Origin of the sequence: Sutcliffiella horikoshii (genome assembly GCF_021991925.1) — a bacterium.
GTDB lineage: Bacteria > Bacillota > Bacilli > Bacillales > Bacillaceae_I > Sutcliffiella_A > Sutcliffiella_A horikoshii_F.
The window spans coordinates 268455-292210 of the sequence record NZ_RXZI01000003.1 but is presented as its reverse complement, the minus strand read 5'-3'; the positions used below and the strand labels follow the sequence as shown (position 1 = coordinate 292210).

At 42.5% G+C, this 23756-nt stretch carries 21 protein-coding genes, 1 tRNA gene and 1 riboswitch; of the genes, 2 read left to right on the top strand and 20 right to left on the bottom strand.

What is annotated here, in order from left to right; all coding sequences use genetic code 11:
- Positions 1-74 precede the first annotated feature (74 nt).
- The 4 genes from EKQ44_RS10990 to lonB form a co-directional block, all read right to left on the bottom strand.
- Positions 75-1292, bottom strand: coding sequence for an alanyl-tRNA editing protein (locus EKQ44_RS10990; RefSeq protein WP_237663616.1), 1218 nt, complete (start codon positions 1290-1292; stop codon positions 75-77).
- Positions 1293-1486: 194 nt separating this feature from the next.
- Positions 1487-2071 carry a ribosome biogenesis GTP-binding protein YihA/YsxC gene (yihA, locus tag EKQ44_RS10985; protein WP_237663614.1) on the bottom strand — a complete coding sequence of 195 codons (585 nt, stop codon included), beginning with the start codon at positions 2069-2071 and terminating at the stop codon, positions 1487-1489.
- Positions 2068-4392: an endopeptidase La gene (lon, locus tag EKQ44_RS10980; RefSeq protein WP_237663612.1), complete on the bottom strand. Its 2325-nt coding sequence runs from the start codon at positions 4390-4392 to the stop codon at positions 2068-2070. The genes yihA and lon overlap by 4 nt, the downstream gene beginning before the upstream one ends.
- A 247-nt stretch (positions 4393-4639) precedes the next feature.
- On the bottom strand, positions 4640-6325 hold the full coding sequence (lonB, locus tag EKQ44_RS10975; protein WP_237663610.1) for an ATP-dependent protease LonB: 1686 nt from the start codon (positions 6323-6325) through the stop codon (positions 4640-4642).
- A gap of 194 nt (positions 6326-6519) precedes the next feature.
- Here lonB and EKQ44_RS10970 point away from each other — a divergent pair, with 194 nt between their 5' ends.
- Positions 6520-7089 carry a tubby C-terminal domain-like protein gene (locus EKQ44_RS10970; protein WP_237663609.1) on the top strand — a complete coding sequence of 190 codons (570 nt, stop codon included), beginning with the start codon at positions 6520-6522 and terminating at the stop codon, positions 7087-7089.
- Between the two features lie 67 nt (positions 7090-7156).
- Here EKQ44_RS10970 and clpX read toward each other — a convergent pair whose 3' ends face one another.
- The 15 genes from clpX to EKQ44_RS10895 all read right to left on the bottom strand — a co-directional run bounded on the left by clpX (position 7157) and on the right by EKQ44_RS10895 (position 20906).
- Positions 7157-8425 (bottom strand): ATP-dependent protease ATP-binding subunit ClpX, encoded by a 1269-nt coding sequence (clpX, locus tag EKQ44_RS10965; protein ID WP_237663607.1) that lies wholly within the window; start codon positions 8423-8425, stop codon positions 7157-7159.
- A gap of 308 nt (positions 8426-8733) precedes the next feature.
- On the bottom strand, positions 8734-10020 hold the full coding sequence (gene tig / locus EKQ44_RS10960) for a trigger factor (RefSeq protein WP_237663606.1): 1287 nt from the start codon (positions 10018-10020) through the stop codon (positions 8734-8736).
- A gap of 216 nt (positions 10021-10236) precedes the next feature.
- Positions 10237-11250 carry a tetratricopeptide repeat protein gene (locus tag EKQ44_RS10955; RefSeq protein ID WP_237663604.1) on the bottom strand — a complete coding sequence of 338 codons (1014 nt, stop codon included), beginning with the start codon at positions 11248-11250 and terminating at the stop codon, positions 10237-10239.
- A gap of 197 nt (positions 11251-11447) precedes the next feature.
- Positions 11448-11524 (bottom strand) — tRNA-Arg (locus tag EKQ44_RS10950).
- A 309-nt stretch (positions 11525-11833) separates the two neighbouring features.
- A complete protein-coding gene (locus tag EKQ44_RS10945) occupies positions 11834-12337 on the bottom strand; it encodes a metallophosphoesterase family protein (protein ID WP_237663602.1) in 504 nt (167 codons plus the stop codon).
- A 10-nt stretch (positions 12338-12347) separates the two neighbouring features.
- On the bottom strand, positions 12348-12950 hold the full coding sequence (locus EKQ44_RS10940) for an XTP/dITP diphosphatase (RefSeq protein WP_237663600.1): 603 nt from the start codon (positions 12948-12950) through the stop codon (positions 12348-12350).
- 1 nt (position 12951) lies between these two features.
- Positions 12952-13713 (bottom strand): ribonuclease PH, encoded by a 762-nt coding sequence (rph, locus tag EKQ44_RS10935; protein WP_237663599.1) that lies wholly within the window; start codon positions 13711-13713, stop codon positions 12952-12954.
- Between the two features lie 98 nt (positions 13714-13811).
- Entirely contained in the window at positions 13812-14894 is a 1083-nt protein-coding gene (locus EKQ44_RS10930) for a GerMN domain-containing protein (protein ID WP_237663597.1), read from the bottom strand.
- A 174-nt stretch (positions 14895-15068) separates the two neighbouring features.
- On the bottom strand, positions 15069-15878 hold the full coding sequence (gene racE / locus EKQ44_RS10925) for a glutamate racemase (protein ID WP_237663596.1): 810 nt from the start codon (positions 15876-15878) through the stop codon (positions 15069-15071).
- A 9-nt stretch (positions 15879-15887) separates the two neighbouring features.
- Positions 15888-16343, bottom strand: a complete 456-nt coding sequence (locus EKQ44_RS10920) for a MarR family winged helix-turn-helix transcriptional regulator (protein ID WP_237663594.1) — start codon at positions 16341-16343, stop codon at positions 15888-15890.
- A 219-nt stretch (positions 16344-16562) separates the two neighbouring features.
- Positions 16563-16787: a spore germination transcription factor GerE gene (gene gerE, locus EKQ44_RS10915; RefSeq protein ID WP_047972062.1), complete on the bottom strand. Its 225-nt coding sequence runs from the start codon at positions 16785-16787 to the stop codon at positions 16563-16565.
- A 116-nt stretch (positions 16788-16903) separates the two neighbouring features.
- The gene (locus EKQ44_RS10910) at positions 16904-17368 is read right to left on the bottom strand and encodes an acyl-CoA thioesterase (RefSeq protein ID WP_237663593.1); all 465 of its coding nucleotides are present in this window, start codon (positions 17366-17368) and stop codon (positions 16904-16906) included.
- Between the two features lie 376 nt (positions 17369-17744).
- Positions 17745-18512: a succinate dehydrogenase iron-sulfur subunit gene (sdhB, locus tag EKQ44_RS10905; RefSeq protein WP_237663591.1), complete on the bottom strand. Its 768-nt coding sequence runs from the start codon at positions 18510-18512 to the stop codon at positions 17745-17747.
- Positions 18509-20269, bottom strand: a complete 1761-nt coding sequence (gene sdhA / locus EKQ44_RS10900; protein ID WP_237663589.1) for a succinate dehydrogenase flavoprotein subunit — start codon at positions 20267-20269, stop codon at positions 18509-18511. Before sdhA ends, sdhB begins: the two co-directional genes overlap by 4 nt.
- Before the next feature lie 28 nt (positions 20270-20297).
- A complete protein-coding gene (locus tag EKQ44_RS10895; protein WP_223490495.1) occupies positions 20298-20906 on the bottom strand; it encodes a succinate dehydrogenase cytochrome b558 subunit in 609 nt (202 codons plus the stop codon).
- Between the two features lie 352 nt (positions 20907-21258).
- Here EKQ44_RS10895 and EKQ44_RS10890 point away from each other — a divergent pair, with 352 nt between their 5' ends.
- Complete coding sequence (locus EKQ44_RS10890; RefSeq protein WP_237663588.1) at positions 21259-21690, top strand: YslB family protein; 432 nt, start codon at positions 21259-21261, stop codon at positions 21688-21690.
- 468 nt (positions 21691-22158) lie between these two features.
- On the opposite strand, the gene EKQ44_RS10885 is transcribed toward EKQ44_RS10890, so the two are convergent.
- Complete coding sequence (locus tag EKQ44_RS10885) at positions 22159-23400, bottom strand: aspartate kinase (protein WP_237663587.1); 1242 nt, start codon at positions 23398-23400, stop codon at positions 22159-22161.
- Positions 23401-23550: 150 nt separating this feature from the next.
- Positions 23551-23737, bottom strand: a riboswitch (Lysine riboswitch).
- Positions 23738-23756 lie beyond the last annotated feature (19 nt).

The window sequence follows — 23756 nt, the reverse complement described above, 5'->3', positions numbered from 1 at the left end:
TCTTTCACACAAAAAAAGAGACGAAAGAATCTCAACCATTGATCTAGTTGGTATTCTATCGTCTCCTCCTTACTCTATTTCATGGAATCAAGAAGCATTTTCAATACTTCTTCTCCAGTGAATTTTGCCTCTCCTCCACCTTGGGCAAAATCTTCTCTTCCCCCGCCCTTTCCATTTATGGAAGGCAAAATATCGTTTACGATGGTCTTCATGTTTGCATCGGATTTAGTTCCGCGGGAGGCTACCAAGGCCAATTTGTTTTCATTTTCAGCCACCAAGAAAACAATGGCATCTTCCACTTCCTTCGTAATATGTCGAGCCAGGCTTTGCAGTTCTCCTATAGTTTTATTCACATACACCTTTTGGATGACCGCTTGCCCCTCCAGCACCAACACCTTTGATGCAAGGGAGGAAGCCTCATATTGAAGCAGCTTATCATTTGATTCTTTTAGGAGCTTCGCTTGTTCCTTTGACTGCTCCATAAGCCTTGCCACCGCTTCTATCATTCTCTCTTGTGGTGCATTTAACTGAACGGCCAAACCAGAAATTATCTTATGTTTTTCATGGAGCTGCTGTAGCACACGATGTCCTGCCACGAAAGTTACGCGGATCATTTTCCTTTGTTTTTCGGTTGAAAGAATCTTTAAAGAAGACACTCCCCCAGTCGACTTGGGATGCGTGCCACCGCAACCGTTATAATCAAAGTCTGGAATGATCACAAGACGAATATTCTCCTCCACCGCCAATTCTTTTCTCAATGGATAGCCCGCAAGCTCCTCCTTCGTCACCCACTTTGTTTCAATGGAACGATCCTCAAGGATTATCTTATTAACAAGTGACTCAGCTTCCAACGCCTCTTGATCTGTTAGATCTTTTGTATCAATATCAATGGTTGATACTTCTTTTCCTAAATGGAAGCTCATTGTTTTATAGGAAAACAACTCTTCGAATGCAGCCGATAATAGATGCTGTCCTGCGTGTTGTTGCATATGGTCAAAGCGCCTTTTCCACTCTATTTCGCCTGTAAGTTCCACAATGGTCTCCGGCAATGGCTTCTTTAAGTAATGCCGTATTTCACCCTCAACCTCCTGTACTTCCAGAACATCTTGGCCATTCAGGGTCCCCGTATCATATGGCTGTCCTCCGCCTTCTGGATAAAAAGCGGATTTCTCTAGAAGGGCATACCATCTCCCCGCTTCGTCCTGTGCTTGTTGTTTTAAGGTCGTCTTAAAATTTCTTATGTAAGGATCACGATAATATAATTTCTCCAATTCTTTCACTCCTGTTCCCATCTAATAACATCTCTTAACCCCACTGGCAATTTCCACGCAAGTTGTTTCTTTCCACGAGGTGGTGCTTGAGTCCCCTCACTACGCGCGAGGGTCTTAAGACGACCGCCAGCAAGATTTCCTCAGCATCGACACTGGTACCATAATCTAAAAAAACTGCGCCCAGAGTAATTCACCTCTGAACACAGCTTCTATTTTCACTTCATTCTCTTTTGCAGCATTCCCCAGACTTCATCTTTCCCTTGTCCAGTTTCAGAGGAAAAGAGAATCAATTCGTCTTCTTTTTCCATTCCGAGTGTTTCTCTTATTACCTTCAAGTGCTTTTGCCACTTTCCTTTAGGGATCTTGTCCGCTTTGGTGGCGATCACGACGACTGGAAGCTCGTAATGCTTCAGGTATTCATACATGGTGACGTCATCCTTCGATGGTGGATGGCGAAGGTCGACAATTTGCAGGACGGCACGAAGCTGTTCCCTGCTTGTCAAATACGTTTCCATCATACGGCCCCAAGCATCGCGCTCGGATTTTGGAACCTTGGCAAAACCATATCCAGGTACATCGACGAAATGCAACATTTCATTGATCAGATAAAAGTTCAAAGTTTGTGTTTTTCCTGGTTTGGAGGAAGTTCTCGCAAGGTTCTTACGGTTGATCATCTTGTTGATGAAAGATGATTTCCCTACGTTGGAACGGCCTGCTAAAGCGAATTCTGGTAAAAGCTCACTTGGGTATTGCTCTGGTTTAACGGCACTTATTACTATTTCTGCTTGTGTTACTTTCATTTTTTCTCTCCTGCTAATGCGTGTTCTAACACTTGATCTAAATGTGATACTAAAACAAACGTTAAATCTTCTCGCACACTTTCTGGAATATCATCCAAATCTTTTTCGTTCTCTTTAGGTAGTATAACCTTTTTCAGACCTGCACGGTGAGCGCTCAAGGATTTTTCCTTCAATCCGCCAATCGGCAATACGCGTCCTCTTAAGGTGATTTCCCCTGTCATGCCAACATCGCGTCTTACCGGTCTACCGGTAAGCGCTGAAATGAGTGCGGTTGCCATCGTAATACCTGCTGACGGGCCGTCTTTTGGAACGGCACCTTCTGGGACATGTATATGGATATCATTCTTCTCGTTAAAATCAGGATCAATATTCAACTCGTTCGCTCGTGAACGAATGAAGCTGAATGCCGCGTGGGCAGACTCTTTCATGACGTCTCCAAGCTTTCCGGTCAACATCAGTTTCCCTTTACCAGGGGATAAGGATACTTCAATGGATAGAGTATCTCCTCCCACCGTTGTATATGCAAGGCCTGTTGCCACACCAACTTGGTCTTCCACCTCAGCCTGTCCATAACGAAACTTAGGCTTTCCAAGGAAGTCTGCCAGGTTCTTGTCGGTAATGACCACACGCTTTTTCTCACCAGAAACGATGATTTTTGCAGCTTTTCTGCAAATGGAGGCAAGCTGCCTTTCCAAGCTACGTACCCCTGCTTCACGAGTATGGTAGCGGATAATGGACATTAACGCTTCGTCCCTGATTTGCAACAAGTTTTTCTGAAGGCCATGTTCTTTCGCTTGGCGCGGAAGTAAGTGGTCTTTTCCAATATTCAACTTCTCAATCTCTGTGTAACCGGCAATCGTAATGATTTCCATGCGATCACGTAACGGTCCAGGGATTGTGGCTAAGTTGTTTGCCGTTGCGATGAACATGACGTTTGATAGGTCATACGGCTCTTCGATATAGTGATCACTGAAATTGAAGTTCTGCTCAGGGTCCAGTACTTCCAATAGTGCAGAAGAAGGATCTCCCCTGAAATCATTGGACATTTTATCAATTTCATCTAAAAGAAAGACCGGATTGATGGTTCCTGCTTTTTTCATCCCTTGGATGATACGTCCAGGCATCGCTCCAACATAGGTTCTACGGTGGCCGCGAATTTCTGATTCGTCCCTCACCCCTCCTAAGGAGACGCGGACAAATTTTCGATCCAGGGACTTTGCAATGGAACGTGCAAGGGAGGTTTTTCCCACTCCAGGAGGTCCTGCAAGACAGAGGATCGGTCCTTTAAGGGACTTTGTCAGCTGTTGTACTGCCAGATATTCTAGTACACGTTCTTTAACCTTTTCCAATCCGAAATGGTCTTCATTCAGAATCTCTTCTGCGCGGATGATATTAAGCTGATCTTCTGTTGCTTCCGTCCACGGAAGGTTCAATAACCAGTCAATATAGTTGCGGATGACAGAGCTTTCTGCGGAGCTGGATGGAATCTTCTCATAGCGGTCGATTTCCTTCAATGCAATCTTCTTCACATTTTCCGGCATTCCGATACTTTCCAATTTATCCTTGAGGTCTTGGATTTCTCCACCTTTTCCTTCTTTATCCCCAAGCTCTTTCTGAATCGCTTTCATCTGCTCGCGAAGGTAGTATTCCTTTTGTGTACGTTCCATGGAACGCTTTACACGCAATCCAATCTTCTTTTCCAGCTGAAGTACTTCTTTTTCATTATTTACATGCTTGATCACCTTGTTCAGACGCTCTTTGACATCCCTCGTTTCCAAGATGTCCTGCTTTTCCTTCATGTTGACAGGCAAATGAGAGGTGATGATATCCGCCATACGGCCAGGCTCTGTTATATCAGAAACCGTATGATACGTCTCAACTGTCGTCTTTTTGGACAGCTTTGTATATGTATGAAAATAGTCCAGCAATGTTCTCATCAACGCTTCGTCTTCCGGATCTTTCACTTCAGTGTCCGGATACGTCAGAAGTTTGGCTTCCCAGTGCGTATCTTTTTCGATGAACTCTTCTATTTTCGCACGCTCTAGCCCTTCCACCAAAACACGGACCGTTCCATTTGGGAGCTTTAACATCTGTTTTACCTTTGTCAAAGTACCCCAATCGTATAGGTCATCCTTTGTTGGATTGTCCGTTCCCACTTCCTTTTGGGTAGAAAGAACGACAATATCGTCTCCAAGCATCGCTTGTTCTAATGCTTCTATCGACTTTTCCCTTCCGACATCCAAATGTAAAACCATTGTCGGAAAGACCATTAGCCCTCTTAACGGCAATAATGGAACATGATATTCCTTATTTGTTGCCATGGTAACACCCCCGTACGCTCTTCCTTTGTGTATCTTTGTTCAATTCTATCCTAATTAAATAGCCCTGTCTAATCAAAGAGACAGTTTGGGTTGTAAAAGAGTTTTGTTCTACTATCTTTTACAAATTTGCCACACTTAATAAAGAAACCAGTAGTAAAAATTTTACCTTTTTCACGTGGCAAGTGCAATGAGTAAGCTTTTACAATATGTAAACAGGCAGACCATACAAACAAGGCCTGCCTATCCTTTACATGGATTCTGTTTTAGGAATACTGATCGGAGCCTGAAGGATCGTATCAAAGCTCGATTCGGCGATTTTTTCTCTCACTAATGCCAGATCCAATACTTCTTGGAACTCTTTTACCGGAATGACCTCAATCCCGTCAATTTCCTTGATGATCGACTGCATATTATCTGCCGGAATGATGACCCTTTCCGCTCCAGCCTGTTTGGCAGCCTTAATTTTCGGAATCACTCCACCGATTGGTTTAACAGTGCCATGTATACTGATTTCCCCTGTCATAGCCACAAGATTACTTACTGGTATTTTGAAAATGGCAGAGTAAATCCCCGTTGCCATCGCTATTCCAGCAGAAGGGCCGTCAATCGGGATTCCCCCAGGAAAATTGACATGTATATCATAATCGGCTGCAGGTACTCCGAGTTTTCTTAATACCGTGATAACATTCTCCACAGAACCTTTTGCCATACTCTTTCTGCGGATTGATTTACCGCCTTGATTGCCCATGCTTTCTTCTTCCACAATTCCAGTGATGTTCACCGTTCCTTTTTTCTCTTCGGTCGGAATCGCTGTCACCTCTATTTCCAGCAGAGCTCCAGAGTTTGGACCAAATACTGCAAGACCATTAACAAGTCCAGGTTGAGCGGCTTCTTTTATTTTGTTCTCATATTTCGGCGCCAATTGACTGGAATGGATCACCCATTCGATGTCTGCCACCTTTACTGTATCCCGGTCTTCCGTGATAGCGAGTCCACATGCGATTTGCATCATATTTACCACTTCTCGCCCGTTCCTGGTATAGGAAGCAAGCAGGCTTATACCCTCTTCTTCGACCATCATATTGATCTTTGAAGCTGCATTCCTTCCCACCGTTTCCAGCTCTTCCTGATCAAGCTCCCTGAAGAAAACCTCCATGCATCTTGATCTGATTGCCGGTGGGATCTCATTTGGTGTTCTTGTTGTCGCTCCGACAAGGCGGAAATCAGCTGGCAGGCCATTCTGGAAAATATCATGGATATGTGTAGGGATTTGGTTATTTTCTTCGCTGTAGTACGCGCTATCTAAGTATACTTTCCTGTCTTCCAATACTTTAAGTAATTTGTTCATTTGGATGGAGTGAAGTTCACCGATTTCATCAATGAAGAGCATCCCTCCATGTGCATGTGTTACAGCTCCTTGCTTAGGTTGGGGAATCCCAGCCTGTCCCATCGCTCCTGCACCTTGATAGATGGGATCATGCACCGAGCCAATTAATGGATCCGCAATCCCTCTCTCATCAAATCGTGCAGTGGTAGCATCCAATTCTATAAAAACGGCAGAGCCCCTGAATGGAGATTTCGGATTCTTTTTTGCTTCTTCAAGAACAAGCCTTGCTGCTGCGGTTTTCCCTACTCCCGGCGGCCCATAGATGATGACATGCTGGGGGTTTGGTCCACAGATGGCAGCTTTTAATGCCTTAATTCCATCCTCTTGCCCGATAATCTCTTTGAAGCTTGTGGGCCTTACTTTTTCCGCAAGTGGTTCAGACAATGAAATACTTCTCATTTTCCTCAGTTGTTCCATTTCCTTTTTCGATTCTTTATCGATCGTCACTTTTTGCGTCCGTTGGTTCTTGAGCAGGTTCCAGAAATAAAGCCCGATGATGACCCCGAAGAAAAGCTGTATGAACAGTGCTATACCTGTAAAAGACATAGAAACCCTCCTGCATTCTTGATGTGATTATATGGTAGTATCTCCGCGGGAAGGGGGAATAATCCAATAAAAATTATTTGGTTAAAATAGGCTCCACACGAAAAGATTGGAGGGTATAATATGCTTTCAGAAAATGAGAAAGATGAAACTTGTCCAAGTGTTTCTTCGTAATGATATAAAGGAGGCGAAAAACTATGACAGAGCTAACTTTCACCCTCCCACTACTAATACATTCTTCTAAACCAATACCAATCCTTGACTCAACTGGACACCAAGTAGCATCTTTTAACCGTACATACCGGAGTAAGTGGGTAGAAATTGTTTCAAAGTTGCCAATCCCGATCCTCTCGGAAGGTGTACAAGCTTTTTTCGAAAAAAAAGATTTGGTTGGAGTTTCAACTATTGGAGAAGCGATCAAAGTAGAGGAGCGTACCTTTAAAGAAAACCTATTTAAACCAAAATGGGATGTTCACTATACTACAAGCCAAGGAGGAGAAGAAACCTTTTTCTTTCAAGATGTTACTAAAATAAAAACCCATGGACGGTTTATTTACAAAAGAAACGAACGAGAATTCATGCTTGAAAAAAACATGCTGGACGGTACAACGTACATAAAAGAAGAAGGGATTTTACTAACTGAAATCACTAGGGTAAAATCATTTCCAAGGCCTACCTATATCATGAAACCTTTGGAAGGGTGTCCCATTTCTTTACTGGAAATGGCTGTTCTTCATCAAGTATGCCATCTTCAATTAAAGGATTGATAGCAAACGAACCACCAAACGCAAAAGAGCACTCTCCCATTAAGGAAAGTGCTCTTTGTCGTTCATATTATGCGGAAGTCTTTTCGTCTTCTTTCAACTCAGACCCATCGTCTAAAATTAATTTTGGTGCAACATTATCCGCAACCGTTTCAGCAGTTATCACACATTTCTTGATATCCTCACGAGAAGGAAGCTCATACATGACATCAAGCATAAGTCCCTCAATGATAGATCGCAATCCACGTGCCCCAGTTTTTCTTTCGATCGCTTTTTTCGCAATCTCAGATAATGCGCCTTCTTCAAACTCAAGTTCCACATTATCAAGATCAAGCATTTTTTGATATTGTTTCACAAGTGCATTTTTAGGCTTTGTAAGGATTTCAATCAATGCATCCTCATCAAGCGGCATTAAGCTCGCTGTAACAGGAAGACGCCCGATGAATTCTGGAATCAAACCGAAACGAAGTAAATCTTCCGGCAATACTTTTCCAAGCAATTCTTTTTGCTCCAAGTCATCCGCTTTTGTTTCAGCAGTGCCGAAGCCGATAACTTTCTTACCTAGACGGCGTTTGATGATCTGTTCGATCCCATCAAATGCACCACCGCAGATAAATAGGATGTTCGTCGTATCAATTTGGATAAATTCTTGATGTGGGTGCTTACGACCACCTTGAGGAGGAACGCTTGCAACCGTACCTTCAAGAATTTTCAATAGCGCCTGCTGAACACCTTCACCAGAAACATCACGAGTGATGGACGGATTTTCAGATTTACGAGCTACCTTATCAATTTCATCGATGTAGATGATTCCTTTTTCGGCTTTTTCCACATCATAATCAGCAGCTTGTATCAGCTTTAATAGAATGTTTTCTACATCTTCCCCAACATAACCAGCTTCTGTTAAGGAAGTAGCATCCGCAATGGCAAATGGCACATTCAGAATTCTTGCAAGTGTCTGAGCAAGTAAAGTTTTCCCGCTACCAGTTGGTCCGATCATAGCAATATTACTCTTCGCAAGCTCTACATCATCAATCTTACTGTTGGAGTTAATACGCTTGTAGTGGTTATAAACCGCTACAGATAAAGATTTCTTCGCAGACTCCTGACCAATAACATATTCGTCTAAAATATCGCGAATTTCTTTAGGTTTTGGAACGTCTTTAAATTCTACTTCTTCCTCTGTACCCAACTCTTCTTCTACGATTTCCGTACAAAGTTCAATACATTCATCACATATGTATACGCCTGGACCTGCTACAAGTTTACGAACTTGATCTTGTGTCTTTCCACAGAAAGAACACTTTAATTGTCCTTTTTCGTCATTAAATTTAAACAAATTGTTTCACCCCTTATCATTTCTCTCTTTTCCCATCCATCGGCTGGTTTCCTAAAAAATGAGAAAATCTCATCACTTTTAAAAAAATAGTTATGTACTGCATTTTACCACATTTTAGCCTAACATTTCTAATAATAATACTTTGGTTATGTATGGATATTTTAGAAGATGGGTCCGTACTATTGTATCCATGAATCCATTTTACTAACACAGTGATGAATGGAAAAAGCGGAAAACTTTACTTTTAAAAAGGTCTAGATGGTACAAAACAAGGCACGATCAAGTCGCGCCTTGTCTCTTAAACTCTATTATGCAACATCTTTGCTGTTTTCTACAAGGAAATCAATTGCTTTTCTGATTTTCAAGTCTTCTTTAAGACCTTCCAAGCTGCCTAATGCTTGCTTGATTTGGTCAACAGACATGTTGTACATGCCAGCCATTTTTTCGATTTCTTCGTTTGCTTCTTCATCTGTTACTTCGATGTTTTCAGCTTTGGAGATTGCTTCAAGCGTAAGGTTCATTTTCACACGCTTTTCTGCATCTTCTTTCATTTGAGTGCGAAGAGCTTCTTCATCTTGACCGGAGAACTGGAAGTAAAGCTCCATGTTCATTCCTTGCATTTGAAGACGTTGTTCGAATTCACGAACCATGCGATCTGTTTCAGTTTTCACCATTGCTTCAGGAACTTCCACTTCTGCGTTAGCAGCAGCTTTGTCCACTAGCGTGTCGCGTAGGTGGTTGTCAGCTTCTGTTTTCTTCGCTTCTTCAAGGCGAGCTTTAGTTTTAGCTTTAAGCTCTTCAAGCGTTTCAACTTCTTCGTCTACATCTTTTGCGAACTCATCGTCAAGTGCAGGAAGTTCTTTTGTTTTGATTTCGTGTACAGTCACTTTGAACACTGCAGGCTTACCAGCAAGCTCTTCAGCGTGGTACTCTTCAGGGAAAGAAACTTCTACTTCTTTCTCCGCTCCAGCTGCAAGTCCTACTAATTGCTCTTCGAAACCTGGAATGAACGTGTTAGATCCGATTTCTAAAGAATAGTTCTCCGCTTTTCCACCTTCGAATGCTTCGCCGTTAACGAATCCTTCAAAGTCCATAACCACTGTATCGCCGTTCTCTACAGTTCCTTCTTCTTTCACAACAAGCTCAGCTTGACGCTCTTGAAGGCCTTTCAAGTCAGCTTCCACGTCTTCGTCCGTCACGTTATCGTCTAAACGCTCCACTTCTAATCCTTTGTATTCGCCAAGTTTAACTTCAGGCTTCACAATAACTTTAGCAGTGAATACAAGCTTTTCGTTTTTAGCGATTGTTTCGATGTCGATTTCTGGTTGATCAACTGGCTCGATTCCAGTTTCAACAACTGCGTTAGAGTATGCAGTTGGAAGAATGATATCAAGAGCATCTTGGTATAGGGATTCTACACCAAAACGTTGTTCGAACATTCCACGAGGAATTTTCCCTTTACGGAAACCTGGTACGTTTACTTTCGTTACTACTTTTTTGAATGCAGCGTCAAGACCTTTGTTAACAGTGTCAGCATCCACTTCAACCGTTAATACGCCTTGATTACCTTCTAATTTTTCCCATTTAGCAGACATAATTTTCCCTCCAACATCTATTTTCAAAAAAGATAATGTTTCGGACACTATCCATTCTGATGAACCACACATGGTGGTTGTTGTTTTCTACAATTTGCTGCAAGTACACAGTCTTAAACACCCCTTAAACAAGAGGTAACCTAAGAGCCTATATCGTATATACAGTTTACAACCCTTACATTATAACATAATCCACGGCGAGTTCAACACATAGCCTTATAATCGTAAATATGAAAAATCTTCAAGCTTATTGATCTCCCGTACCGCAGATTTTATTTCCAATGCAGACACATCATATTCCTCTGCCAGCTCCTCATCTGCCACACCTAAACCAAATAGCTCTACACCCGCACTATGCAGCCCAGCCGCCCATACTTCTGGTTTCTCCGGTGTGAAAGGGAATGGGAATTGTACAGTATGAATACGGACCAGCATTTCTTTTAACCCTTCAAAAAGAGATGGATTATCACTTTCCACTTTGTCTTCCAAGATGGATATGATCTTGTTTAAGAAAGGATCCTCTTCACCGCTCATTAAATCAGTCGGAACGATGGTGATCCGTTGCCCCATTTTATGCACTTCTGTTTCCTTGTCCCAGCCCTGTTCTATAAGAATATGAAGCAAGAACGTTTTCAGGACCGGATGCTTTAGTTCGTCTACTAAGTATTTCTGAATATCAGGGATGAGTGGGCGTATGTTACGGTGCTTAAACATCTGAATCAACTCATATTGTTTTTGAATCGTCCCTTCATGTAACAAAAAAACCTCATCTTCTTGGTCATTTGCTTGACCGTAGTCTGGCTCAATCTGTGACGAGTCTTCTGAAGGGAGCATTTTTCTGGCAAATTCCAAGAGCTGATAAAAATTTTGCGCATACTGAGCGGGCAATTTATCTTCTTCGAGGATTGCTTCTATTGTCAGTTTGACTTCTGCATACTCTTTTAATTGAATCAGTATGGTTATGTATATTTGAAGCACATGAAAATAATCGCCGATATCCTCACGCAACATTTTCTTGCAACGATTCTTTGCCTCTGTGAGTTGACCGAGTTCCATAAAGCAAACAACCATCCCAAGTTCAACTTCGGCATAGGCATAATCATTTTCTCGAGCCTGTTCAAAAAGCTCTAATGCCTCAGAGAACTTTTTCTCTTTCATGGTTTGCATCGCTTTTTCCAACAGCCTCTGTTTTAGATTGGGAAATTCAACTATCTTTTTTGGTTTTTTCATATGTATGTAGCCGTCCTATTTTTATTGTGGAAATATTTGAAACAAGTTTATCAGTGTTTGGAGGGGAGCACAAGTGAAAGGAGGTATGGTTATGTTTAATGATGATAGATAAAAAAACAAAAAACCATGCAATCATTTTTATCAACACTCTTTTTAAGAGTATTCATAAAAATGCACATGGTGTTCTTTAGGTAAAATGGCGTCCCAGGAGGGATTCGAACCCCCGACACACGGCTTAGAAGGCCGTTGCTCTATCCAACTGAGCTACTGGGACAATATAAAAATAAGGCTTGCTATATTCTGGAATACCGTCGTCCCGATTTTGCTTGGAAGATAACTCAGGAAGTTTTCAAAATCGGTACGCTGAGGTTTAATCAGGTAGCGTATTCGATCGTGCTCTATCCAACTGAGCTACTGGGATAAAAGCTTGCTTGCTATGTATTCCCCGATAAGAAATATTTACTAATTATCATCAGCGACAAGATTTATTATATGAGATACATAAATCAAAGTCAACACTTTTTAAAAACTTTTCTCAAATAATTTTGATTCAAGTAAAGAGAGAGGGTAAACCTCTCCCTTGTCACTTCTCAAACGTATGGGAAGAAAGTTTTTCTCCCTTTTCATTATAGTAGTGTACAAAATAAGTGCTGTCTTTTATGTCTAGTATAGCATAGGTCTTGTTGCGTGTCATTCGGGGAAGCTCTATGCTACCCGGATTAATAAATAGGATTCCATCCAGAAACTCGGCACCGGCAATATGCGAATGTCCGAAGCAAACAATATTCGCTTCCTCTTCTTCTGCTGCATATTTTAATGGCAGTAAAGAAGACTTCACTTGATAAAGATGTCCATGTGTAGCAAAAAGTCGGTTGTTGGAAAATTCCTTGGTTAATTGTTGAGGATAATCATCATCATAATCGCAGTTTCCCCTTACACCATAAAAGCCTTTCATTTCTTCACATGTCGATGGGAGTTCAGAATCACCACAATGGATGAAAAGGTCCACTTCCCCTTGATGACGGGCCTTTATTTGCCGAAGTATCTCTGCTTGTCCATGATTGTCACTAACAATTAAAACTTTCATGCTTCCACTCCTAGTTTTTGCGGGAGAGCATCTCCCACTGATTAGTCAACTGACTGATGGCATTTCCTCTGTGACTGATTTCACTCTTTTCTTCTTTGGAAAGTTGGGCCATCGTCCTCTGTTTCTCTTCCACATAAAAAATCGGATCATAGCCAAAGCCGTTATCCCCTACAGGTTCAAAAGCGATGGTACCTTCACACGTGCCACGAACGGTAAACCTTTCCCCAGCTGGATCGACTACTGCCAATACACATACAAATCGAGCCGTACGCTTTTTTTCAGGTATTCCTTGCAGTCTTTCAAGCACCTTTTGGATGTTTTTTCTATCATCTTTATCCATACCCGCATAGCGAGCGGAATACACACCAGGCTCTCCATTCAGTGCATCCACCTCAAGGCCGGAATCATCTGCAAGCACTATTTTACCAAGATGTGTGGAAACCGCCTCCGCCTTTAGTAATGCATTCTCTTCAAAGGTGGTTCCCGTTTCCTCTACGTCTGGGATGTGAGGGAAATCAGCAAGGGATTTCACCATAAATCCTTTAGGTTCCAAAATCACTTTAAAATCTTTTACTTTCCCAGGATTATTGGTTGCTATAATAATTTCGGTCATTTTAGTTTTCTCCTTTTCCTTTTGCACTGATACTATCAGCTAAAGCTCCTAATGCCTTTTTTTGTTCCTCCACCAAATAAAGGACTCCTTCTTCTGCCAAATCCAACAATTCATTCAGTTGTTTTCTAGTAAATGTTGCTTCTTCTCCTGTCCCTTGTAATTCCACTAAATCCAAGGAACCCGTCATGATGACGTTCATATCAACTTGTGCATTGGAATCTTCTATGTAATTCAAATCAAGCAACGGCTCACCATTCTCCATTACTCCAACAGAAGTAGCTGCCAAATAGTCTGTCACTGGAAGATTGGGAATCTTCTTTGATTCCACCAACTTTTGAAAGGCAAGGACCATTGCCACAAACGCCCCTGTAATGGAAGCCGTTCTTGTTCCCCCATCCGCTTGGATGACATCACAGTCTATCCAAATCGTTTTTTCACCTATTTTATCCAGTTCCACAACCGACCGTAGCGCTCGCCCTATCAGACGTTGGATTTCCATTGTTCTGCCTGTCACCTTGCCCTTTGTGGACTCCCGCATGGTCCTTTTCTCCGTTGCCCTTGGAAGCATGGAATATTCCGCTGTAATCCATCCTTTTCCCCCACCGCGCATAAAAGGTGGAACCCTGTCTTCTATCGTGCCTGAACAGATTACTTTTGTATTTCCTACACAAATTAAAACCGATCCCTCAGGATGGGTGATGTAATTCGTGATGATTTCCACTGTTCTGATTTGATTTGGTACTCTTCCATCTGATCTGGACATTCTAACAAACTCCTTTTGTCGCTATATGTATAAAAAGAAAGAAGAGGCAGTTTTTCACCTCTTCTTGGTTCTATTATTAGTATATCAAATTTTACACGTTAAAACCTGCCCGTGTTTACTTTTTCAGGACGTGTCACAGGTTCAGAGATGTTCGTTCCATCTGTCGCCATAAGGTCGCCTTCCCCATCCACCGTGATGGCAATGCTCTCCACACCTGTCTGCTCGGTCAAAGTGAGTACCAAGGAGTCAACAATTGACTTGGACACTATACGCCCCTCAAGACCTAAAATCGCTTCATTGAAATTCAGCACTAAATTACCATCTTCCATTACCGGATCATCGAGCAAGGCAATTTCATTGCTTAAGTCATTTGTTAAGCCGGAGTTATGCGCTGGACCTTTGATAAGCGCCTCCACGATTGCAGCAAACTTATCTTTTCCTTCTAAGCTCAATCTTGCTGTGACCGGAACATAATATGGGTCTCCATCATTGCTCTCTGCCATAAAGTAAAGCGTCACGGCTCGCGAGCTCATCAGATCGACAGCTTCTGCCGTATCATAATTTATCCCATTGGCTCTGCTTACCCCTTCCCCAATAGGGGTTTTGTTGACAGGCATCACCGTTTGCAAATGTCCATTCACCATTATCTGGACCTTTTCCACATTTTTGAATTGAGTGAGTGTCCATGTGATTGCTTGAAGAATTTTCTCTTCATCTGCAGCATCATAGCTCATGAATTCATTATTGAAATCAGCAACGATTGTGCCGTCTTCCTTAAGGTTCACATCCACTTCCGTCCCAGCAGGTAAAACCGCACGGAACCCATTCGGCAGCATAGCATCCACCGGCCCACCGGCAACTAAGTATTCCAATGCCTGTTTCGCCACTTCGTTTGTTTTTGGCAACTCCATCGTTTGCGAAACAACATATCCATTGCTATCAATTAAGTATAATTCTCTTTGGACATTTTCGGAAACAACTTCTTCCCCATCCGTTTCTTCCCCAGTTACATCACTTTCTGTACCATTTTCATTTGTTGCATCATCTACATAAGAAATATCCTGCGGAATATCCTGTTCCGAACCCGCTTGCTCGTCACCTCCAAATAATCCACATCCGGATAAAAGCACAGAAGAAGCAAGCACGGCAGCAGCGGTCATTTTTACTTTTTTATGAGACATAGGTTTCCCTCCTAAGACGGTTTGTACTAATATATATACGAGCTTTCCAAAAAATAGACCGAGCTCTGGAAAAAGTTTTGTCCCATTTGTAATTTGCTTCTGTTTTTCCCTTGAGTAGGGCAAAAAAAGCCACTCTACCCTATTCGGATAAAGTGGCTTCTTACTTTTTTATTGTTAAATTCCAATTGGATCCAGTACAATCGTTTGTACATTTTCAATCGGTTGCTCGAACAGTTTGCTTGCTATTTTTTCAAACATATCCTTTGAGCCGGTTGTGTAGAATTGGTGTTCTTCTTTTAATTGGCTTCTATTTAAAAGCTTTTTGAAATTGAGAATCGTACTAACTTCACGGGCCGTTTCATCACCAGAGCATATCAGCTCGATATCCTCCCCCATCACTTCCTGGATTGTCGAACGCAATAAAGGATAATGGGTACATCCAAGTATCAATGTATCGATCTTTGAGCCCTTGAAAAGGTGTAAGGTATCCTGAACAATGTCTCTGGCCCGCTCGCCTTCGAAATCCCCGCTTTCGACTAACGGCACGAAGTTCGGGCAAGCCAAGCTTTCCACGTGCACTTCATTATTGATGGATCTCAGTGCATTGGCATAGGCACCACTGTTAATCGTCCCGACAGTACCAATGACACCTACCTGATAATTTGAAGTGACCTTGAGCGCCGTTCTGGCACCAGGATCCACCACTCCTATAACAGGAATGTCCAATTGTTCTCTTATCTCATCCAATACAACAGCGGTGGCGGTGTTACAAGCGATGACGAGCATCTTGATATTGTGGGTCAACAGATACCTGGTCATTTCCCATGTGTAAAGCCTTACTTCGTCAACAGGCCTTGGTCCATAGGGACAACGAGCCGTATCCCCCAGATAAATGATGCGCTCTTTCGGCAACTGACGCATGATTTCTTTCGCAACCGTCAGGCCTCCTACTCCGGAATCAATAACTCCAATTGGTCTTTGCAACTAAATCCCTCATTCTTTCATTTCTAGATGTAAACGTGCTAAACACTTTTCTAACATGAAAATCTCATCTTTGGAATAGTTCTTTAGTATGTTTTGCAAATAGTCTTGACGCTTTTTTACCACTTCTGCGATAATGCGCTCTCCTTCTTCTAACAGATGGATTCGCACTACACGACGATCGTTCGGGTCTTTTACACGCTGGACAAGTTCATTCTTTTCCATACGGTCTACAAGGTCTGTAGTCGTACTGCATGCCAAATACATTTTCGTGGACAATTCACCAATCGTCATATCTCCACCTTCCAGTAACCATTGCAACGCAACGAATTGAGGAGGTGTGATCGTGTAATTGCTCAGAATTTCGCGACCTTTTTGTTTTACTAAAGTCGCTATGTATCTTAATGATTTTTCTATATCAGCCACTAATTGTTGGTCCTGTAATACTGCTTCATTTTGATTCGTCATTCTCGACCCTCTTTCTTCCCTTTTTCTTTTTTTATCTGAACATAAGATGTCATGTGATCATTGTGTCTATTATGTTTATTTTCTTATGTTTTCATATAAAAAGCAAGATGTAAAGGCTTATAAACATATTTACCCACATTGAAATACTTGGTTTAATCAAGTATAAATAACCGACTACCACTCATAACTGGTTTGTTAGAAGATAGTCGGCAGGTTAAATTAAAGCTCTAATTCTCCCATGCGAAGAAGCTCGACAACTGCTTGGGAACGCCCCTTTACTCCCAGCTTTTGCATAGCATTTGAAATGTGGTTCCGAACTGTCTTTTCACTGATAAACAACTCACCAGCAATCTCTTTGGTTGTCTTATCCTGAACTAACAGCTCAAATACTTCTCTTTCTCTTTTGGTAAGCAATGGCTTTGGTTGAAACTCTTTCTCCTTCAATAATTGTAACCCTCCTTGCCTTAGCCAGAGCTGAACTAGCGGATGGGTGTATATTTAGTCATGGTATAATATGTTAGAAGGAGGGCGGGAGTTACATCTATTTAGATGTATTTTCATTATTTTTTCAAAGTTTCTCTAGAAAGAAAGAGATTTCTCTGTTCCTTACTCCATGCCTCCCCTTTTCCGGTGTGTTTATTGAGCTGGACCATGCGTCCTCTACCTACAAAACATGGCTCTCCATTCCTCTTTCTACCAAGATAATGCAGATCAACAGAAGAGGTTCCAACTTGATTCGCTTTTACACGCACCTCTAATTCCTCACCAAAATATACCTGCTGCAGAAAATCACATTGCAAATCCGCTACGACTGGAATGGTATTGCTCCCTTCCTGTGTCCAGTCTTGCATAAAACCCAGACTCTTAAAAAATTCAATTCTAGCTTCTTCAAAATAAACAAATGGAACTGTATTGTTCATATGCCCGAACATATCTGTCTCTGAAAATCTCACTTTGACTCCGTGACTGAATGAGAACTCATTCATCCATTGTTGTAGATCTTCAATATAAGCTGGTTTTTTCATAACCTATTCCTCCCCGGTTTAAAAGATATTTTTATGTTAGTTGTAACTCCCTGATTCCTTTCGTTCCAGGTGTTCGCTTTCCGCGGGGCGACCTTGAGCCTCCTCGGGCTACGCCCTGCGGGGTCTCAAGAATGTCGCTATCCCCCCGCAGGAGTCTTTGCCTATTGCTGCAATCAACAGCTAGAAAACGTAATAAAGATAAGTTTTCGGGTTTTTCAGTGGCCTCTAGGCTTGCAGAGGAGGCTCCCGGACCGCCCGCAGAAAAGCGAAGCGCCTGGAACGGAAATCAAGGTCTTTTAAATCATTCTGAATTTTCTAACATGCACTTTTGTAAAAAAACGCCCCTTTTGTAAAGAGGCGTTCTGTTGGTTGTTTATTACCCTTGGTCGGAACCGAAGAAGTTTCTGAACATCTGAACCGTTGTGTCACGGTTAAGAGCAGCGATGGATGTTGTCAAAGGTATACCTTTCGGGCAAGACTGCACACAGTTCTGTGAGTTACCGCAGTTTGCTAGGCCTCCGTCACCCATGATTGCTTCCAGACGCTCGGATTTGTTCATCTCCCCAGTTGGATGGGCGTTGAATAAACGCACTTGGGATAACGGTGCAGGACCGATGAACTCAGATTTGCTGTTAACATTCGGACAAGCTTCCAAACATACTCCACATGTCATACATTTGGAAAGTTCATATGCCCATTGACGTTTTTTCTCCGGCATACGAGGACCAGGTCCAAGATCGTAGGTTCCATCGATTGGGATCCATGCTTTTACTTTTTTCAAAGAATCGAACATGCGACTTCTATCCACTTGAAGGTCACGAACCACAGGGAATGTGCTCATTGGCTCTAGTACGATCGGTTGCTCCAATTGGTCAACAAGCGCCGTACAGGATTGTCTCGGCTTGCCGTTGATCACCATGGAACACGCTCCACATACCTCCTCCAAACAGTTCATATCCCAGTTTACAGGAGTCGTCTCTTTCCCTTCATTGTTAACCGGGTTACGACGAACTTCCATAAGTGCAGAGATTACGTTCATGTTCGGGCGGTATGGTAATTCAAATGTTTCATAATAAGGGGTTCCCTCGGGACCATCTTGACGCTTCACTTTAAATGTTACAGTTTTTGTTTGTTCAGCCATCATTCTTTACCCCCTTTTTTCTTAGAGTAGTCACGCTTACGCGGCGGAATCAAGCTTACATCTACCTCTTCGTAATGGAACTCTGGGGCAGATTTAGGACCTGTGAATTTCGCCATTGTAGTTTTTAGGAATTCCTCGTCATTACGCTCTGGGAAGTCCGGTTTGTAGTGCGCTCCACGGCTTTCATTACGGTTATATGCACCGATTGTGATAACACGAGCTAATTGAAGCATATGTTGCAGCTGACGGGTGAACGCCGCTCCTTGGTTACTCCACTTTGCTGTATCGTGGATGTTGATATTATCATAACGCTCTAGAAGCTCTTGGATTTTCTCATCCGTTTGCTTCAGCTTGTCGTTGTAACGTACAACTGTTACGTTGTCTGTCATCCACTCTCCAAGCTCTTTATGAAGCACATAAGCATTCTCTGTACCATTCATTGTCATGATCTTGTTCCACTTTGCTTCTTCTTCTTTTACATAGCGATCGAAAAGGGAGGAAGAAAGGGAATCTGTGGATTTCTCCAATCCGTTCATATATTCTACTGCTTTTGGACCTGCGACCATACCACCGTAAATCGCGGACAATAAAGAGTTCGCTCCAAGACGGTTCGCACCATGCTGGGAATAATCACACTCACCTGCAGCAAATAGTCCAGGGATGTTTGTCATTTGGTCATAATCGACCCAGATTCCGCCCATAGAATAGTGAACAGCAGGGAAGATTTTCATTGGTACTTTACGTGGATCATCGCCCATGAATTTTTCATAGATTTCAATGATACCGCCAAGTTTGACATCCAATTCTTTCGGATCTTTATGAGAAAGATCCAGGTATACCATGTTTTCACCGTTAACACCAAGCTTCTGGTTAACACACACATCAAAGATTTCACGTGTTGCGATGTCACGTGGTACAAGGTTACCGTAAGCTGGGTATTTTTCCTCAAGGAAGTACCAAGGCTTACCGTCTTTATATGTCCAAACACGTCCGCCTTCTCCACGAGCTGACTCACTCATCAGACGAAGCTTGTCATCACCAGGAATGGCTGTCGGGTGAATTTGGATGAACTCACCGTTCGCATAATAAGCACCTTGCTGATACACGATGGAAGCAGCAGAACCTGTGTTGATAACAGAGTTTGTGGATTTTCCGAAGATGATTCCTGGTCCACCGGTTGCCATGATCACGGCATCTGCAGGGAATGATACAATCTCCATGCTTGTAAGGTTTTGTGCGACAACTCCGCGGCAAACGCCATCGTCATCAATAACAGAACCTAAGAACTCCCAGCCTTCATACTTTGTTACTAGACCGGATACTTCGTGGCGACGAACCTGCTCATCCAAAGCGTATAACAGCTGCTGACCTGTTGTTGCACCAGCAAATGCGGTACGGTGATGCTGTGTCCCACCAAAGCGACGGAAGTCTAGTAATCCCTCAGGAGTACGGTTGAACATAACTCCCATACGGTCCAATAGATGGATGATTCCTGGTGCCGCTTCACACATTGCTTTTACAGGAGGCTGATTTGCTAAGAAATCCCCTCCGTATACGGAATCGTCAAAGTGTTCCCAAGGAGAATCCCCTTCCCCTTTCGTGTTTACTGCCCCATTAATTCCACCCTGGGCACAAACTGAGTGAGAACGTTTAACTGGTACTAATGAAAATAGATCAACTGGTACACCGGCTTCAGCGACTTTGATGGTTGCCATCAAGCCAGCAAGTCCACCGCCGACCACGATAACTTTTTTACTCATATGTAACTCACTCCTTAATAGTTGCTGATTAGACGAATGCTAGAATTGCACGGACACCTACGAAAGATAATGCAAAGAAAATCCCGATTGTTACGTAGGTTGCAATAAGTTGAGAACGAGGAGTTACAGTGATTCCCCAGCTAACACAGAAAGACCATAGTCCATTTGCAAAGTGGAAAATCGTTGCAATTACACCAACAATGTAGAACCAGAACATAAACGGGCTGGACAGGATGTCTGCCATCATGTTGTAGTTAACGTCCGCTCCAAGTGCTGCTGCGATTCTCGTTTCCCATACATGCCATACGATAAAAATTAATGTAACGATTCCTGTAAAGCGTTGAAGCATAAACATCCAGTTACGAACAAATCCATATTTGCTTACATTGTTCTTTGCTGTAAAAGCAATATATAAGCCATAGATAGCGTGGAATAGGATTGGAAGAAAGATTACAAAAATTTCTAGCGCATAACGAAACGGCAAGCTCTCCATAAAGTGTGCCGCTTTGTTAAAAGATTCTGGCCCTTTAGTCGCAAAATGGTTGATAACCAAATGCTGAACCAAGAAAAGACCAACAGGAATGACTCCTAGTAACGAGTGGAGTCTACGAAGTAAAAATTCACGTTCAGTTGCCATCACTTAACCCCCTTTTTCGAATAAGAAAATAGATTAGATGTTTTGTAAGTTCTGCTTTTCACTATCTATTATAGTAGAAAATCAAGGAACTCCCCATCTCATTTTTGAAACTTTCAATAAAATGAAAGCCTTTGCAGATTTATCGACAAATATGTGACATATTTATTTTACTCCCCTATATGTGTAGCGTCAAGAAAACGCGAACAAAAATTGAACTTTTAGGAAAACTCTATCGCTTCTACAATTGTCAGAAAAATAGAAAAATATTTTCGTAGAATAAAATACTCCATACGTTTCATTTATTTAAGGGCTTGTATGGTATATAATAAAGGTAGAGAAAGAGGGGAACTAAATGACAGAATCGAACAACCAACAACAAGTGGTCGACACACAAATCCAAGTCCCTATCTTCGGGTACGAATTGATCCGCGACATGCTCCTGCCTGACCTTTTGGGAAAGGATCATATTCAGCTCATCTATTGGGCTGGAAAACAGCTTGCACGTAAGTTCACGATTGATACCCAAGAGGAAATTGCCCAGTTCTTCAAAGAGGCTGGCTGGGGAGAGCTTGAACTAATCGAACAGAGCAAATATGAGATAAAATACCTCATCCGTGGTGAGATGGTTGCGCGCCGCCTTGATTTGAACAAGGACGCTACCTTCCAACTTGAAGCAGGATTCCTTGCTGAGCAGATCCAACGACAAAAAGGCAAAACAGCCGAAGCGATTGAAGAACAGAAAAAAAGAAAAGAGATTACCATTACAGTACAGTGGGATAGATAATGGAGTTTGGTTGCTGCCTCCAGGGTGGTTGATGGTCAATCAGGCATCGGATTCACATGCAGTGGATTCTGGCCGGTAGGCTTTTGACTACCTTACGGGTGGCAACTTCATGATGTTGGATTTTCCGCTTGCTACATTTTAGATAGGTGATGGCCGGTTGCCCTTGGTGGGGTGGCCGGCTTTTTTTGTGGGGGGATGGGGGTGGTACTCGGGAGCGGGATATTGTGGTTTTTTTGTCGAACAGCTCGTATTTTTTGTTTAACTACTCATATATTTATGTAACAGCTCGTATTTTTGTGTAACAGCTCATATATTTGTGTAACAGCTCGTATTGTTCATTAACGGAAAGTATTTTGCTTGCTCTGGTATGTAACGGATAGTCCTTGCACGCGCACTCTCTCTACTTAAGCAAAAAAGCACCCTCTCCAGCAGGAAAAGGGCACTTTCGAAATAAAAACTAGTTTTCTTTTAGCTTAATACTCTCTCTACAGACTCTTCCCCCAGCTTAAATGCCACATGAAGCGCCTCTACCGCACGAACCATCTCGGCAACATCGACTACTGTGGAAACTTTGATTTCAGAAGTACTTACCATTTTTACATGGATGCCTTCTGTTGCAAGGACTTGGAACATTTCTGCTGCCACCCCTGGATTTGAAACCATACCGGAACCAACGATGGATACCTTTGCAAGTCCGCTCTCCTGCTCGATGGCCGTGAATCCTAAACGGGATTGATGTTGCTCCAACACTTCAATTGTATCTTTTACGTCTACTGTTTTAACAGAAAACGAAATATTGGTAGTATCTTTATCCATGCTTGTTTGGATGATGATATCCACGTTCAAGCTATGTTGAGCTAATGTCGTGAAAATGGTGGATAAAGTATGTAGCTCATTAGGCAGGCTACAAACAGTAATGCGGGTGATTTGATCTTCAAATGCGATTCCTCTTACAACTAGATTTTTTTCCATGGATACTTCCTCCTCAATGATCGTTCCTTCTTCCTCTTCCATACTGGACCGCACAACCAGCTGCACGCCATAATTTTTCGCAAATTCAACCGCACGTGGGTGAAGAACCCCCGCACCTAGGTTGGCGAGTTCGAGCATTTCATCATATGCGATGGCAGCAAGTTTTCTCGCTCCCTTTACAAATCGCGGATCTGTGGTGAAGACACCAGTAACATCTGTATAAATGTCACACTTCTCTGCGCTTAGTGCTGCAGCCAGTGCAACCGCAGTCGTGTCCGATCCACCGCGTCCAAGCGTTGTGATTTCATTAGTGGCAGTAATCCCTTGGAAGCCTGCAACAATGACAATTTTCCCCGCGTTTAAATGACTTTTTAAAAGATCTGTTTCAATATGCGTAATCCTTGCGTTTCCATGGACAGGCTCTGTACGGATTCCCGCTTGCCAGCCTGTTAGGGAAACTGCTTCATGCCCTCTGACCTGCAAGGCCATGGCAAGTAAAGAGATGGTGATTTGCTCACCAGTCGTCAAAAGCATATCCATATCGCGTTTGCTAGGATGAGGGTTGATGGCATTCGCTAACGTCAATAGCTCATCTGTTGTTTTTCCCATAGCCGAAACCACTACTACTACTTTATGTCCGTTTTCCACTTCGCTGATGACCCGACTTGCAACATGCTGAATTCGTTCAACCGAGCCTACTGATGTTCCTCCGAATTTCTGTACAACAATCGTTGACATGTGCACCATTCCTTTTTCATTGTTTATTTCATCATAATGTCGATAGCTCTCAGTACGCATTTAGCCATAGCAGCCTTTTGAGGATATAAAAAAACAGCAATGAGCTAATGTCTCATTGCTGTGATTGGTCAAATAAAGAATCCGTTCACGCGGTGAGATAGCTCTCCAGGCAGCACAAAGACAACCTGACAGTCCTACATTTCTTAAACGCAGAACCAGTAAAAAAAAGAAAAAGAGACTTTTTTTTACTTCGGCGATCCTCCCCTTTCCGTAATCATCTCGGAAGCTCTTTCTTCTCCGATTACATACTTTTGAAGTTCGCACCTCTATCATCACTTCATCGATTTGAAGTGGCA